At 44.5% G+C, this 16,440-nt stretch carries 12 protein-coding genes; 9 read left to right on the forward strand and 3 right to left on the reverse strand.

Features of this window, described 5'->3' with window-relative positions; translation table 11 throughout:
* The first annotated feature begins 55 nt into the window (after positions 1–55).
* Together alr and GKR71_RS17090 are read left to right on the forward strand one after the other, a co-directional pair.
* Positions 56–1,138, forward strand: coding sequence for an alanine racemase (gene alr / locus GKR71_RS17085; RefSeq protein WP_154599633.1), 1,083 nt, complete (start codon positions 56–58; stop codon positions 1,136–1,138).
* A gap of 64 nt (positions 1,139–1,202) precedes the next feature.
* Positions 1,203–2,399: an amino acid aminotransferase gene (locus GKR71_RS17090; RefSeq protein WP_036955033.1), complete on the forward strand. Its 1,197-nt coding sequence runs from the start codon at positions 1,203–1,205 to the stop codon at positions 2,397–2,399.
* Positions 2,400–2,502: 103 nt separating this feature from the next.
* Here the strand turns inward: GKR71_RS17090 and uvrA are convergent, their stop codons facing one another.
* The gene (gene uvrA, locus GKR71_RS17095) at positions 2,503–5,337 is read right to left on the reverse strand and encodes an excinuclease ABC subunit UvrA (RefSeq protein ID WP_154634627.1); all 2,835 of its coding nucleotides are present in this window, start codon (positions 5,335–5,337) and stop codon (positions 2,503–2,505) included.
* A 343-nt stretch (positions 5,338–5,680) separates the two neighbouring features.
* Here uvrA and GKR71_RS17100 point away from each other — a divergent pair, with 343 nt between their 5' ends.
* The 4 genes from GKR71_RS17100 to ilvN all read left to right on the forward strand — a co-directional run bounded on the left by GKR71_RS17100 (position 5,681) and on the right by ilvN (position 8,680).
* On the forward strand, positions 5,681–6,199 hold the full coding sequence (locus tag GKR71_RS17100) for a single-stranded DNA-binding protein (RefSeq protein WP_036955024.1): 519 nt from the start codon (positions 5,681–5,683) through the stop codon (positions 6,197–6,199).
* A gap of 302 nt (positions 6,200–6,501) precedes the next feature.
* Entirely contained in the window at positions 6,502–6,591 is a 90-nt protein-coding gene (gene ivbL, locus GKR71_RS17105; protein WP_108479355.1) for an ilvB operon leader peptide IvbL, read from the forward strand.
* Between the two features lie 104 nt (positions 6,592–6,695).
* Positions 6,696–8,393 (forward strand): acetolactate synthase large subunit, encoded by a 1,698-nt coding sequence (gene ilvB, locus GKR71_RS17110; protein ID WP_036955019.1) that lies wholly within the window; start codon positions 6,696–6,698, stop codon positions 8,391–8,393.
* Between the two features lie 2 nt (positions 8,394–8,395).
* A complete protein-coding gene (gene ilvN, locus GKR71_RS17115; protein WP_036955016.1) occupies positions 8,396–8,680 on the forward strand; it encodes an acetolactate synthase small subunit in 285 nt (94 codons plus the stop codon).
* Between the two features lie 45 nt (positions 8,681–8,725).
* On the opposite strand, the gene GKR71_RS17120 is transcribed toward ilvN, so the two are convergent.
* The gene (locus GKR71_RS17120; protein WP_036955464.1) at positions 8,726–9,283 is read right to left on the reverse strand and encodes a helix-turn-helix domain-containing protein; all 558 of its coding nucleotides are present in this window, start codon (positions 9,281–9,283) and stop codon (positions 8,726–8,728) included.
* Between the two features lie 339 nt (positions 9,284–9,622).
* On the opposite strand from GKR71_RS17120, the gene GKR71_RS17125 reads away from it, so the two are divergent.
* Complete coding sequence (locus GKR71_RS17125) at positions 9,623–10,819, forward strand: MFS transporter (protein ID WP_108479336.1); 1,197 nt, start codon at positions 9,623–9,625, stop codon at positions 10,817–10,819.
* 68 nt (positions 10,820–10,887) lie between these two features.
* On the opposite strand, the gene GKR71_RS17130 is transcribed toward GKR71_RS17125, so the two are convergent.
* Positions 10,888–12,573, reverse strand: a complete 1,686-nt coding sequence (locus GKR71_RS17130; RefSeq protein ID WP_154634628.1) for an ArnT family glycosyltransferase — start codon at positions 12,571–12,573, stop codon at positions 10,888–10,890.
* Positions 12,574–13,125: 552 nt separating this feature from the next.
* On the opposite strand from GKR71_RS17130, the gene GKR71_RS17135 reads away from it, so the two are divergent.
* Together GKR71_RS17135 and GKR71_RS17140 are read left to right on the forward strand one after the other, a co-directional pair.
* Positions 13,126–14,472, forward strand: a complete 1,347-nt coding sequence (locus tag GKR71_RS17135) for an NCS2 family permease (protein WP_036955005.1) — start codon at positions 13,126–13,128, stop codon at positions 14,470–14,472.
* Positions 14,473–14,764: 292 nt separating this feature from the next.
* Positions 14,765–16,414: a Na+/H+ antiporter gene (locus GKR71_RS17140; protein ID WP_036955001.1), complete on the forward strand. Its 1,650-nt coding sequence runs from the start codon at positions 14,765–14,767 to the stop codon at positions 16,412–16,414.
* Positions 16,415–16,440: the final 26 nt, after the last annotated feature.

The following is a 16,440-nucleotide window of genomic DNA, read 5'->3' on the forward strand; positions in this document are numbered from 1 at the left end:
TGAAGACTGAAGACTAAATAAGTTAAATTTTAAAATGAATAATTAAGAGGAAGAAATGAAAGCGGCAACCGCATTAATAAACCGCCGCGCTCTGCGACACAACCTGCAACGCGTGAGAGAATTGGCCCCGAATAGCCGTCTGATTGCAGTTGTTAAAGCAAACGCTTATGGTCATGGATTAATTGGAGTTGGCACCGAAATTCAAGGAATTGTCGACGGTTTTGGGGTGGCGCGTTTAAATGAAGCCCTGCTGCTTCGACATCAAGGCGTGACAAAACCGATTGTTTTATTAGAAGGTTTCTTCGAAAAATCCGATTTGCAGTTGATGGTGGAATACAACATCGATACGGTGATCCACTGCATTGAACAACTGGAAATGCTGGAAAATGCCCAGCTCGCTAAAAAAATCAAAGTATGGATGAAACTCGATACTGGCATGCATCGCCTTGGCGTACTTCCTCAGCATGCGGAAAGTTTTTACCAACGTCTTCAAAGCTGTAGCAACGTGGATTTACCTATCAACATTGTCAGCCACTTCTGTCAGGCCGATGCGCCTGAACTCCCAACCACCAAAAAACAAATCGAATGCTTCCAACAGTTTGTCTCTGATAAACCGGGTGAAAAATCCATCGCGGCATCCGCGGGGATCCTTTTATGGCCAGAAGCCCATTATGACTGGGTTCGCCCCGGCATTATGATGTATGGCGCCTCACCGCAAGAAGGCAAAAGCGCTGCAAGCTTTGGTTTATTACCCGTCATGACTTTAAAATCCAGCCTAATTGCAGTGAGAGAGCATTCGGTAGGGCAGTGTGTTGGCTACGGCGAAACATGGTGCAGTGAACGCAATACCCGCCTTGGGGTGGTAGCGATTGGTTATGGAGATGGTTATCCGCGTAACGTACCATCAGGAACACCCGTTCTAGTAAATGGGCGAAAAGTGCCGATTATTGGACGAATTTCCATGGACATGACCGTCGTGGATTTAGGACCAGATGCCACCGATAAAGTGGGGGATGACGTCATTCTATGGGGAAATGCTCTGCCTGTGGAAGAAATTGCCACACAAACAGGCATCATTAACTATGAGCTTTTGACGAAATTGACCTCACGAGTCGCAATGGAATATGTAGACGAATAGGTTTTAAAGGGTTATTTTCACAAGACAAAAGTAATAAAGAAAACCTACAAGTAGGAGATATCCTGTGTACCAACATGTTGATGCTTATCCGGGCGACCCAATTTTGTCGCTGATGGATGAATTTAATAAAGATACTCGTGAAGGCAAAATTAACCTGAGTATTGGTCTTTATTATGATGCAGAGGGGAAAACCCCTGAGCTGGAAACCGTCGGCACAGCGAAAGCTGCACTGAGAAAACTTCCGGCAAGTGCATCGCTTTATCTGCCAATGGAAGGTTTGAAAGATTACCGTACTGAATTACAAAAATTGGTGTTCGGTGAAGATTGTCCGCTAATTGCTCAAGAGCGTATTGCTACCGTACAAACCATCGGTGGTTCTGGCGCACTGAAAATTGGGGCTGATTTTTTACACCATTATTTCCCGAATTCAGAAGTCTGGTGCAGTAACCCAACATGGGAAAACCACGCCTCTATCTTCTCTGGCGCAGGCACGAAAGTGCATTACTACCCTTATTTCGATGAAAAAACTAAAGGGGTTAAGTTTGATGAAATGCTGGAAACCTTCAAGAAGTTACCAGAGAACAGCATCATCTTAATGCACCCTTGCTGCCATAACCCAACCGGCTCGGATTTAACCCCAGCTCAGTGGGATGAAGTGACGAAAGTGGCACTTGAACACAAATTGATCCCATTCTTAGATATCGCATATCAAGGTTTTGCGGAAGGTATCGATGAAGATGCTTATGCAATTCGCACGATGGTAAAAGCGGGTCTGCCAGTATTCGTCAGCAATTCATTCTCGAAAATCTTTGGTATCTACGGTGAACGTGCGGGTGGTTTATCTGTTATCTGTAAAGATAAAGATGAGCGCGACCGCGTGTTGGGTCAATTGAAAGCGGGTGTCCGTCGTCTGTATTCAAGCCCACCGTCTAACGGCGCAAAAATTGTTGCGGCAGTACTGACTGATAGCCAACAAAAAGCCAAATGGCTGGACGAAGTGGAAGAGATGCGTTTGCGTATTTTAGATATGCGTACTGTTTTGGTGGATGAGCTGAAAAAAGCACTACCAAACAAAAACTTCGACCACTTGTTAAAACAGCGCGGTATGTTTAGCTACACGGGTTTTTCTCAACAACAAGTTGACCGTCTGAAAGATGAGTTTGCGGTTTATTTAGTTGGAACAGGTCGCGTGTGTATGGCAGGTGTAAACCGTCATAACGTGAAGCGTATCGTGGAAGCGTTCGCGGCAGTTAGCCAGTAATCGTTAGTAACGAACGGTTATATAAGCATTAAAAAGGGGAACTGAGTTCCCCTTTTTCTATTTTGATTGGCGGTTTCTGTTAACTATTTTTACTTCAGTTAACTCAGTAGCCACGCGCTAAGATAGGCTTCAAGAAACGCGCAGTATGGGATTTTTCACACTCAGCCACTTGCTCAGGGGTACCTGAAATTAAAATCTCACCTCCACCGCTACCACCTTCTGGGCCTAGGTCAACAATCCAGTCTGCCGTTTTGATCACATCCAAGTTATGCTCGATGACGACGATGGTATTGCCTTGATCACGCAATTGGTGCAAGACAACAAGCAGTTGCTGGATATCGGCAAAGTGCAATCCGGTGGTTGGCTCATCCAAGATATAGATGGTCTGTCCGGTGCCGCGTTTAGACAACTCGCGAGCTAATTTTACGCGCTGGGCTTCACCGCCGGATAAGGTTGTCGCAGATTGACCTAAGCGAATGTAGGAGAGACCCACATCCATCAGCGTTTGCAGCTTACGCGCTAGCGCAGGCACGGCATCAAAGAATTCGCGGGACTCTTCGATGGTCATATCCAACACTTCATGAATGCTTTTACCTTTGTATTTGATTTCTAAGGTTTCGCGGTTATAGCGCTTACCTTTACATTGGTCACACGGCACATAGACATCGGGCAGGAAGTGCATTTCGACTTTAATTACCCCATCCCCTTGGCAGGCTTCACAACGACCGCCTTTCACGTTAAAGCTGAAACGCCCTGGGTTATAGCCACGAGTCCGTGATTCTGGTACACCTGCGAACAGCTCACGAATTGGCGTAAATATACCCGTATAAGTGGCTGGGTTAGAACGCGGTGTACGTCCAATAGGGCTTTGGTCGATATCGATCACTTTATCGAAATGCTCTAAACCTTCGACATTGGTATACGGTGCAGGGTTAATCACTGTTGCCCCATTTAACTGGCGCTGAGCAATTGGGAATAGCGTATCGTTGATGAGCGTGGATTTACCGGAACCAGAAACCCCTGTAATACATGTAAATAAGCCAACAGGAATATTCAGGGTGACATTCTTCAGGTTGTTGCCTGTTGCGCCCATCACCGTCAACACTTTATCTTTATTAAATGGAACCCGCATTTGTGGGATATCAATCTTGCGCTCACCACTTAAAAATTTACCCGTTAAGGATTCTGGGTTAGCAACGATATCTTCCAATGTACCTTGCGCCACAATTTGACCACCGTGAACACCGGCACCTGGACCAATATCAATCACATGGTCAGCAGCGCGGATCGCATCTTCATCGTGCTCAACCACAATCACGGTGTTCCCTAAGTTACGTAGGTGAATCAGGGTTTCCAGTAATCGGTCATTATCGCGCTGGTGGAGCCCGATAGACGGTTCATCCAGCACATACATCACACCGACCAGACCCGCACCGATTTGGCTTGCTAGACGGATACGCTGGGCCTCACCGCCGGATAATGTTTCTGCGGAGCGTGAAAGGCTTAAGTAATTGAGTCCCACATTCACTAAGAACTTCAGACGGTCGCTGATCTCTTTCAGGATTTTTTCGGCAATCTTGGCGCGTTGCCCACTGAGTTTTAAGTTTTGGAAAAACTCCATTGCATGACCGATGCTGTAATCTGCAATTTCAGGCAGGGTGGTATTTTCCACAAACACAAAGCGAGCTTCTTTACGCAGACGGGTTCCGGAGCAAGTCACACAAGGGCGGTTGCTAATGTATTTTGCTAACTCTTCGCGCACCGCGGTGGATTCCGTTTCTTTATAACGGCGTTCCATATTGTTAAGCACACCTTCGAACGGATGGTGGCGTACGGTAATATCTCCGCGATCATTACGATATTTGAATTCAATAGTTTCTTTGCCTGAACCATACAAAATTACTTTTTGAATAGCTGGGCTGAGTGAGTCATAGGGGGCTTCAACATCAAACTTATAGTGTTCGCCCAATGACATTAGCATCTGAAAATAATAGAAATTACGACGATCCCAGCCGCGAATAGCCCCGCCCGCAAGGGAAATTTCGGGATTTTGAATCACACGCTCAGGATCAAAAAATTGCTGAACCCCTAAGCCGTCGCAGCTTGGGCAAGCCCCTGCTGGGTTGTTGAATGAGAACAGGCGTGGCTCTAACTCCATCATACTATAGCCACAAACAGGGCACGCAAAGTTAGCAGAGAACACTAATTCTTCGGCTTTTGAGTCATCCATATCAGCGACAACAGCGGTGCCGCCAGATAACTCGAGTGCAGTTTCAAAGGATTCTGCAAGACGCTGGGCGATATCGTCGCGTACTTTGAAACGGTCAACCACGACTTCAATGGTATGTTTTTTCTGTAACTCGAGTTTTGGTGGATCGGATAAATCACAAACTTCACCATCAATACGGGCGCGAATATACCCTTGGCTCGCTAAGTTATCGAGTAACTTAACGTGCTCACCTTTACGTTCTTTTACGACCGGAGCCAGCAGCATCATGCGGCGATCGGTCGGCTGTGCGAGGACGTTATCCACCATCTGGCTAGCGGTTTGTGCCGCAAGCGGAATATCATGATCAGGGCAGCGTGGCTCACCTACACGGGCAAACAATAGACGCAGGTAGTCATGGATCTCGGTGATGGTCCCAACCGTTGAACGTGGGTTATGAGAAGTGGATTTCTGTTCAATGGAGATAGCAGGCGACAGCCCTTCGATATGGTCAACATCCGGCTTTTCCATTAAAGAAAGGAATTGACGAGCATACGCGGATAGTGACTCAACATAACGACGCTGACCTTCAGCATAGAGGGTATCAAAGGCAAGGGAAGATTTCCCTGAACCAGATAGCCCTGTAATAACTATCAGCTTGTCTCGGGGGATGATGAGATTGATATTTTTTAGGTTATGCGTGCGTGCGCCGCGGACTTCGATATTCTCCATTTACCACTTCCCGAATGAATTGATAGTGAACAAAAATGAACTTGGTAGTCTTAATTAACGAGCCAGTATTAATAAACGATTTAGTATTGCACAAAATTTGCTGAATGGATATACAGTATATGTGCTCTTTATATTTCATTCCATAGGGGACTGATAGCAACTTATCTGTGGCGCCAATAATTAGCGTCTATACTAAAAATCAGTAATGCAGATTTCACTTAAATTTGGAAAGCGCTTCGCAACTTCTCATCAGCAATCTCAATTTATGGTGCAATACAGATAGGTCGTGGTAAACTTCACGGTCAGTCCAGAGATTAAAAATTCAATGCATCAGGAGTAATAAATGGCCACCAGAGGCGTAAATAAAGTAATTCTTATCGGTAACTTAGGACAAGATCCAGAAATCCGTTATATGCCTAACGGCGGAGCTGTCGCTAACCTGACTCTGGCAACTTCTGAAAGTTGGCGTGACAAGCAAACCGGTGAAATGCGTGAAAAAACCGAATGGCACCGTGTTGTGATTTTCGGTAAATTAGCCGAAGTTGCTGGTGAATACCTGAAAAAAGGTTCACAAGTTTATATCGAAGGTTCATTGCAAACCCGTAAATGGCAAGACCAAAGCGGTCAAGATCGCTACACCACCGAAGTTGTGGTGAATATCGGCGGTTCAATGCAAATGCTGGGTGGTCGCGGCGGCGATGCACCATCACAAGGTCAAAGTGGCGGTCAAGGCGGTTGGGGTCAACCACAACAGCCACAAGCAGCACAACAATTCAGTGGCGGCGGCGCAGCTCCAGCGCGTTCACCAGCGCCACAAACCAATGAACCACCAATGGATTTTGATGACGATATCCCATTCTAATTTCTAAATTAGAAAATCAAAATCATCGATTAAGGCCCTTAATTTTAAGGGCTTTAATTTTTTATGAGCAAATTCAACTCAAATTATCACAACTCAACAACATTCTGTGATATGCCTCTCATTTGAAATCCACAACCAAGAAAAACGAAAAAAAGGGTTGTGAAGGTTAGGGTTTTATGGTTTCTTAGATGCAGCAAACACAAAAATGAAAAATCAGACAGACTTTAGCTAAACAAGAAATTCATTAAATATGGATTTTAGCTAAATCAGACAGAATTAAATTACAGGAAACTCTCGTGAAAATGACTGCTAACCGTTCAAACCTACTACTTACCGCGCCACTAGCAGCGGTAGTCGTGCGTGTGGTGGTGGTCGTGGGCTTAGCGCCGTAACGGGAACAAATCACGCGATTTAGAAACCCCGCCGGCGCAAACCGAGCGGGGTTTTTTTATGACCTAAAACTCGGATCCGCAGGCTAGTGAAGGAATAAAAAATTATGAGCGAGTCGGGCACAACATCACCACAAAAAAACTGTTTTACAGGCGCAGAATTGATAGTCCATTTGTTGGAAAAACATGGCATTACCATCGTTTCTGGTATCCCTGGTGGGGCTGCATTGCCATTTTATGATGCGCTGGGGCAAAGCAAAAAAATTCGCCACATACTGGCGCGTCACGAGCAAGGTGCGGGTTTTATTGCACAGGGAATTGCACGTAGCACAGGCAAAGCAGCGGTGTGTATTTCCTCAAGCGGTCCTGGTGCCACTAACCTAGTGACAGCCATTGCGGATGCTAAGCTGGATTCAATTCCACTGGTATGCATCACTGCGCAAGTGCCATCTTCGATGATTGGTACCGATGCGTTTCAGGAAGTTGATACTTACGGTATTTCAATTCCAATTACGAAACACAACTATTTGGTACGCAGCATTGAAGACCTACCTCGTGTTATCTGCGAAGCATTTCGTATTGCTGAGTCTGGGCGTCCAGGACCTGTTTGGATTGATATTCCAAAAGATGTACAGACTGCGACCATTGAGTTAGATGCGCTGCCAGAGATTTTACCGAAAGATAAAGCCCCAAGTTTTGATATGGAAAAAGTAATCCAAGCGGCGGAAATGATCAACCGTGCGAAGCGTCCTGTACTCTATTTCGGTGGAGGGGTGATTAGCTCAGATTCAACCGCGACGGCTATCGCTTTTGCGGAAAAAGCCTCTTTACCAACGACAATGACCTTGATGGCGTTGGGAACGATCCCAATGCGTCACCCGCTGTATTTGGGCATGTTGGGTATGCATGCGGCACGAAGCACGAACATGATCATGGAAGAGTCTGATTTACTGATTGTTATCGGTGCTCGCTTTGATGATCGCGCCATTGGTAAAGCGGAAAAGTTCTGCCCGAATGCCAAAATTATTCATGTTGATATCGATAAAGCGGAAATCAGTAAAATCAAACGTCCAGACATTGCTATCCATGCGGATGCGGGGCAGATTTTGGAGCTGTTGCTGCCATTAGTTGAGCGCAATGATCGTCAAGAGTGGGTTCAGCAAGTTAATGATCTGAAAAATAATTATCCGCTGAATTTAGCCAATGCGGATGATCCATTAGATCATTACGGTTTGGTATTAGCCACCGCGCGCGCCGCAGGGGAAGAGGCGATTGTCACGACGGATGTTGGGCAACATCAAATGTGGGCGGCGCAAGCTTACCCATTATCACGACCTCGCCAATGGTTAACATCCGGTGGTTTGGGCACCATGGGCTTTGGTTTACCGGCAGCCATTGGCGCGGCATTGGCTCACCCAGATAAAACCATCGTTTGTTTCTCTGGTGATGGTAGCTTGATGATGAATATTCAGGAACTGGCGACGGCAGCGGAGCATCAATTAAACATTAAGATAGTTTTAATGAACAACCAAGCACTGGGCATGGTTCATCAGCAGCAAGATCTGTTTTTTGAGAATCGTATCTTTGCAGCAGCTTACCCGTATCAGACCGACTTTATTAAAATTGCCTCTGGGTTTGGTTTCCAAACGTGCGATTTAAATAATGAATCCGACCCTGAAATGGCGCTGGAAGCGATTATGAACACTAAAGGACCTTGCTTAATTCATGCCCTGATTGATGTCAATCAGAAGGTATATCCAATGGTTCCTCCTGGTGCCGCTAATATTGATATGATCGGAGCGTAATTATGGTATTTGAACATCAACCAATCGCCTTAGAATTAATTGTTCGCAACCATCCGGGCGTCATGTCACATATTTGTGGGTTGTTTGCGCGTCGGGCCTTTAACGTGGATGGTATCCTATGTATGCCAATTAAAGATAAGGACGAAAGCCGAATTTGGTTATTAGTTCAGAAAGATGAGCGTTTATCGCAGATGGTCAACCAAGTTGAGAAATTGGAAGACGTCCGCGAAGTTCGTTTTAGCGATGACTTGCGTGTGTTTGAAACCATGCAGGATTATTTGCAGTAATTCTGAATGAATGTGGTCAGCCTACAAGGATTGTGGGCTGACTTATTAAACTCCATCACTCAAATGTGAATAGGTCATCACTACGGTGGCGTGTACATCCCCCTCAATACATAAGTAAGCGTGAGGAAAGTCTCCGCTGAAAGCGTAAAAATCTCCAGCCTCAAGAACGACATTTTGCTCATCGTCTAAGCGCAGCATAAGGGAGCCCGCGTGTACCATAATGTGTTCATGGGTGCCGACCATATGCGCGGGGCTGTTAATAATTGCACCTCGTTTCATACTGAGTTGCCAAATTTCAGAGACGTTTCCCATACTGATACGGAATTTAAATTGCTCTAAATAATCGCCTTCAAGCTGTGTGGCCTTCACCAAATAGGGATAAGATTCATTTTGGCGTGTAAATAAGTCACTGAGCGGAAAACGTAGCGCAGCTGCAATGGACTCTAAGGTGTCGATGCGCGGGTTTGAATCCCCTGATTCCAACTTAGAAAGAGCGGCTTTGGAGATCCCTGATAAGTGGGAAAGCTCACTCAGAGAAAGGTTTCTCGCCTGACGCAACAGACGTACTTTCTGGCCAATTTTTATATTTATTTTATTTTCCACGACACTGTCTTCCACAATATTATTTTTATAAATTCTCATTTCTGCTGCCAATTCTAACATCTTAAATATGAAATGTCAGAAACCCGATATTATGAAAATAATATTTTGCTGAATGCGAATAAATGGAAAAATAATCTAAAAATTATTTTTTAAATACACAGTTATAAAAATAAGATTTATTGTTTTTCAGTGTGTTATTTTGTTGAATAAATTCATGATATAATTTAATTTGTATTATTCTAATGACTGAATGTGTCACAGTGTTTTATTTCAAATAAATAATATCTTTTCGGAGTTTATATCTGACAATTAATCCTAATTGAGCAGATTAATACAAAAATGAGCCCTGCTAATTCGAGTTTTCAACATTTTCGACGTTCTGCTTCTTTTGCTATTTTTACGATTACAACCAGCATTGCCGTTATCGGCATCGTGATTGGTCTCAGTATCCCGATGGTGGCGCTGCGACTGAATAATTTTGGTGTGAGTGAATTGTACATTGGCATTATCTCTGCGGCTCCTGCCTTGGGAATGTTTTTGATTGCCCCTGTGGTACAGCGTATTGTGAAGTGGTGTGGAAAGCGCAAAGCTATGTTAATCGCGACGGTGATCTCCGCCATTAGCTTACTGCCACTACTAAGTTCATTGCCTTTATGGCTACTTTTCCCTTTGCGGTTGATTACGGGACTTGCAAGTGGTGTGATGATTTGTTTGGGGGAAACGTGGATCAACGAATTATCCCCTGAAAACAAGAGAGGGCGGATATTGGCTATTTACACGACGGTATTTACTGTGAGCCAATTATTAGGTCCGTCATTTATTGCCTATTACGGTGTGGAAGATAAATCGCCTCTGTTTATTTGTACCTTGATTCACTTAATTTCTGTGGCTTTATTCCTACTGATGGATCAGAAAGTGGGAGATAGGCTCGCAGAAACGGCGTCAGAATCTAACTTTTCAATTGTGCAATTCGTGAAAGTTGCCCCTGGAATTTGTGCCGGAATCCTATTTTTTGCTTTTTTCGATGGCACTATCTTGTCGATGTTCCCAATTTACGGGATGGGCATGGGGCATACCGAGGCGGTTGCGGCGATGATGATCAGTGCAATTTTGGCAGGAGATGCGATTATGCAGATGCCGTTTGGTTGGTTAGCTGATCATATGAATCGCGAAAAATTGTATCGTATTTGTGGCGTGGTGACGTTAGGAGCCAGCATGCTGCTGCCATTCTTAATTACTCACACTTACTTTATCTGGGTTTTATTGTTTGTGTTGGGGGCGACAGCTGGCGCCATTTACACCATCGCTTTAGTGCAGATTGGTCAATACTTCAGAGGGAATGAGCTGATTATTGCCAACGCCGCAGCGGCAATGTTATGGGGTATAGGTAACCTTTCTGGTCCGTTATTGGCAGGGGCTGCAACGGCGATTTCGCCATCAGGTCTGCCAATATTATTGATTGGAATAGCGGGGCTATTTTTATGGTTTACCCGTGAAAAATATGGTGCTCAAGCCATTGAGCAACAAGCTCAGTAACGTCTTTTTATCACCAATGTATTAAAAAATCCCCGAGTTTTGTCTCGGGGATTTTTATTCGCAACCAACTATTCTATTACTCGATAAACCACTAAATTTTCGCGAAATTCATCAGGACGATGATTTGACCAAAACAATTCCATGTCTTCAGGAGCGGGTTGAATTTCTTTGGATAATACAATCAGCCATCGGCACTGTTGTGGTTTTTCAAATTCCATCTGTCTTTGATGCAAAATACCGGTGTAGTAATAGAGCATCGGCGCTTCTGATTCCCCAAGGTTTTCGGAAGCCATGCAGTCATTTTGGGTAAATTGCCCTTCTAAATGATGTCGAAGATCCAGGAAAACCCCTTCGTAGCCTTTTGAATAATCAATCCAACCAACAAATAATGTGAGAATAATGCTCCACACACTCACCATTCCCAGTGACCAGTTTCTTATCGCTTGGAAAGCGCTGCTTGATGAGGAAATAAGATGATTGCGGAAGAACCAAAAACAGGTAATAAAAATACCCGCTATCAACGCAAATACAGAAAAATGCATTTGGTAATCAAGAGGTAGCCAACGACCAAAAACAGGCAACCATTGGGCGTGATGACCCGTTAATACGATAGCGTAGCAAGCCCACAGAAAGAGAATTACCCCAGACCAGAAGAAGGCGGCGAAGCGTGCGAATGCGTTTAAGACTTTCTCTGAAAACCAGCCAAGAGCCTGTACAGCGAGGAGCGCCATCGGAGCAATAAAGGGCAGTAAATAGAGCGCTCGCCCACTGGCAGACATTTGCAAGAATACCACGCCAAGGACAGGAAATATGGCAATCAAATATTCATTATGATCACGCAGGCGTCTGAACGGATGACGTAACAAATAGGCAGTTGCCAGTAGCCCAGCAGGAAGCGCAAAAAATGCGACTGCAGAAGGAATACGCGTGAAATTGGCTTTAGCCCCTAACTTCTCAACGGAGAATCCAAGGAAGCGACCAATGTTATTTTCCCAAAACCAAGTCACGAACAGCTCGGGATGCTGTACATACAGCATGACTGGCCAAGGTAGAATTGCAATGAGGGCAACCAAACCCGCGAATAGTGCGGGTAGCCAAAACTGTTTAGATCGGCATTGAATAAGAAATACAGGTGCCAAAAATAGGCTGATCCACAGAACGCCGGGAATAAACACGCCTTTAGATAAGGTGGTGATAATGGTGCCAAGGCACAGCCAGAAGGCGGATGCAGCAATTTTTTGTTGCTGAATTAACCCTAATAAGCCATATAAACCGATGGTTGCTCCGGTCATTAATGAAACATCCGTGAACATTTCATGGGTGTGTCGCAATATTCCCGGTGCACAAATATACAGCGCAAAGGCAGTCCAAATACGGGCATCAGAAAAGCTGTCGGATTTAAAAAAGCGACGAGCTAATAAAATAAAAAATGAAAAATTAATAATAGAAAAAAATAAGCTCGCACTGCGTGCGGCATCGTATAACGGCATCATTCCCGATAATAAATGAGAAAAAACCGTCGCCGTCCAATAATAGAATGGCGGTTTTTCCATAAAAGGCTCACCCGCATTGGTAGGAACCAGCCAATTACCCGTTTCATACATCGTTTGAATAATACCAAAACTGTAGTTTTCATCCTGCTTCCATGGACTATGCCCATAAATCCCGGGAAGGAGATAAATCAGTAAAAATACAGCAAAAAGTATTAAGGCACTTTTTGGTATTGTTTTAATTGAGGCTGTAATGGTTGACATAATATTTATAGCGAGTGTTAAGTATTATTAAAAAATATATTTATAAAAATAATCACCAGGGAAATGAGTTATTTAATTAGTATTAGAAAGTAAATATGTTCATAAACAGACTATTTATTAAAAACTCAATATTAGTGGGGATTTTAGCAACACTCTCACGCGTATATTTAAACAAAGAGTATATAGAACGGAATATGACTGACTTTTATGGAAGATTGTAAGAATATGACACAGTTTTTATGGTTCATGGTTAAAAAATGGCCAGCCATAAAACACTTGATCAATTCCCCCCTTTCGAACGATAATTACGCTCTTCACAATTCGCCTCACTTTGTTCTAAAAGCCAAACGTTTGCGCACTGTTCCTAGAGAGTCATTCTGTTCACCAGTTATCTCGGTTCAGTGAACATTTATCAAAAAGGTAATCGTTTACGTGAGTTTCAGTTTGAGGTGATATTCGCTAAGTTATCAAGCAAAAATGAATAAATGCTTATAAAAAACTTAGCAAAAATAGTGACATAGAATTTTCTAAAATTAATAGCAGAGGTATACCATGGCAGGCCAACAGGCTTCATCCAATTGCAAATTGGATTCATATTTTAAGATCACAGCGCGTGGCTCATCAGTGCGCCGCGAAATCATTGCGGGATTAACGACATTCTTAGCGATGGTTTATTCTGTCATCGTGGTGCCGGGTATGTTAGGACAAGCAGGCTTTCCACCTACTGCTGTGTTTATCGCAACCTGTTTAGTGGCAGGTTTCGGTTCTTTATTAATGGGGTTATGGGCGAATCTGCCAATGGCAATTGGCTGTGCAATCTCATTAACCGCGTTTACTGCCTTTAGCTTGGTGTTAGGGCAACATATTAGTATTCCAGTTGCGCTGGGTGCCGTATTCTTAATGGGGTGTTTATTCACCATTATCTCTGTGACAGGTATCCGTAGTTGGATTTTACGTAACATGCCAATGGGCGTGGCTCACGGTACGGGTATTGGTATCGGTCTGTTTTTATTGTTGATAGCAGCAACGGGCGTTGGCTTAGTGGTTAAAAACCCAAATGCAGGTTTACCTGTTGCGTTGGGTGAATTCACTTCATTCCCTGTTTTAATGTCTCTGATTGGTTTAGCGGTAATTTTCGGTTTAGAAAAACGCCGTGTACCAGGTGGGGTGTTATTAGTCATTATCGCGATTTCGATTATTGGTTTGATTTTCGACCCAGCCGTTAAATACCAAGGTTTCTTTAAACTGCCTTCATTCGGTGAAGATGGTTTAGCGCTGATGTTCAGTATGGATATCATGGGCGCACTTCAAGCGGCGGTTCTGCCAAGTGTTCTGGCATTAGTGATGACAGCAGTTTTTGATGCAACAGGGACTATCCGCGCTGTTGCGGGTCAAGCGAACTTGCTGGATAAAGACGGTCAGATTATCGATGGTGGAAAAGCATTAACCGCTGACTCTGTCAGCAGCATTTTTGCTGGGGCGATCGGCGCATCACCCGCTGCGGTATATATTGAATCCGCAGCAGGAACTGCAGCAGGCGGCCGTACAGGTTTAACCGCCGTAGTTGTTGGTGTTTTATTCTTATTTATCTTGTTCTTATCGCCATTATCTTATCTGGTACCTGCCTATGCAACAGCACCAGCGCTGATGTATGTGGGTCTGCTGATGCTGAGCAATGTCTCGAAATTAGATTTCGATGATTTTGTGGATTCGATGTCAGGTTTACTGTGTGCGGTATTCATCGTATTAACCTGTAATATCGTCACCGGTATTATGTTAGGTTTCGCATCACTGGTTATCGGGCGTATTTGTGCGGGTGAGTGGCGTAAACTGAATATTGGTAGCGTAGTTATCGCAGTTCTGCTGGTAGCGTTTTATGCTGCCGACCTCGCTATCTAAAGGTAATTCTAATGATAGGGCGGCAGCTGCTGTCGCCCTTTAACGGATTGTTGCGATTCGTTCTAAAGTCCAAATTATTTTCCCGTCAGATAGCCTGTTAAGGATAGAATAGTGCTAAGGCGGTAAATGAAGTGAAAATGCCTATTTTTAACCAGTGGCTGCCTTGACTGAAAATCTCATGGTCTGGACGGTGCTATCTCTTACTATGCGGCGGCAGGCAAATTTTGGGTTCTCCCGTTATACTTTAAGCTGCGATATTTAGGGTATGCATTAGTTAATAAGTAAGGGCAACATGGAAATTTTCTTTACTATTCTTATTTTGATCTTGGCTGTCTCTGTTTCTGGTGTGGTGACGAAAGTCATTCCCATCCGTATTCCCCTTCCTCTTATTCAAATTGCTATCGGTGCATTATTAGCGTGGCCTCAGTTTGGGTTACACGTCTCTTTTGACCCTGAACTCTTTATGGTTCTGTTGATTCCACCGCTGTTATTCGTCGATGGTTGGAAAACTCCTACCCGTGAATTTTTCCAGAATGGACGAGAAATTTTCATTCTGGTATTAGTGCTAGTATTGGTAACCGTTATCGGGATTGGTTATTTGATTTACTGGCTGATGCCCGGTATCCCGCTTATTGCCGCCTTTGCGCTGGCTGCTGTACTTTCCCCAACAGATGCGGTGGCATTGTCCTCTATCGTCGGGAAAGGGCGAATTCCCAAACGCATGATGAGCGTACTCGAAGGGGAAGCATTGATGAACGATGCTTCCGGTCTGGTGGCGTTGAAGTTCGCCGTGGCGATTGCTATGGGAACGATGGTCTTCAGCGTATCGGGCGTCACAATCGAATTCTTTAAAGTCGCAGTCGGTGGTTTGTTGGCAGGTGTTGCTGTTACATGGTTATACAGCAAGTCTCTGCGCTTAATGAGCCGCTGGAGTGGGGATGACCCAGCAACGCAAATCGTCTTCATGCTGCTGTTACCATTTGCCTCTTACATGATTGCGGAACATATCGGTTTTTCAGGTATTTTGGCAGCGGTTGCTGCGGGTATGACTATCACCAAATCCGGCGTTATCCGCAATGCGCCTTTGGCGATGCGTTTACGTGCTGATAGCGTTTGGTCGATGTTAGAGTTTGTCTTTAACGGCTTAGTGTTCATTATGCTCGGTCTGCAATTACCGGGGATTTGGGAAACATCGGTTATTCAAGCAGAACTCGACCCAAGCGTCGAAACTTGGATGCTGTTTACCGCGGTCGTTATCATCTATTTTGCCTTGCTGATTTTACGTTTCTGCTGGTTATGGTTGATGAAGAGATTCAGCCGTCTGTTCCTGAAAAAACGCCCATTACAGTTCGCGAGCTATACCGTCCGTGAATTGTGGTTAGCGTCGTTTGCTGGGGTTCGCGGGGCGATTACCTTAGCCGGTGTGCTCTCGGTGCCACTGTTTTTAACCGATGGTTCTCCGTTCCCTGCAAGGTACCAGCTAGTATTTATCGCCGCTGGGGTTATTTTATTCTCTATTTTTGCGGGCGTTGTGGCGTTACCACTCCTGCTGCGCAATTTTAAAGTGGGGGATAAAGAGGCGGATATTAACGAAATCCGTATGGCGAAAGCAGCAATGGCTGAAGTGGCAATTGTCAGCTTGAACAAGATGCAAGAGCGTTTATCTGCGGATGTGGAAGAGCAATTAGACTCGGAAGACATCAACGAGGTCGCGACAAGGGTGATTGGTCATTTACGTCGTCGAACCGCCGACCAAGACGAGATGGAACACAACTTGCAGATTGAAGATCTTGAACGGCGTTTTCGTTTAACGGCGCTACGTGCAGAACGCGGTGAGCTCTATCACTTACGTGCAACACGGAAAATCAGTAATGAAACCTTGCAAAGCTTGCTGGTGGATTTGGATTTATTAGAAGCCGTGCTGATTGAAAAAGAGCATTAAAACGAAAAAACGAGTATTCTACAGGC

This window comes from Providencia sp. wls1922 (genome assembly GCF_009706505.1).
GTDB lineage: Bacteria > Pseudomonadota > Gammaproteobacteria > Enterobacterales > Enterobacteriaceae > Providencia > Providencia lanzhouensis.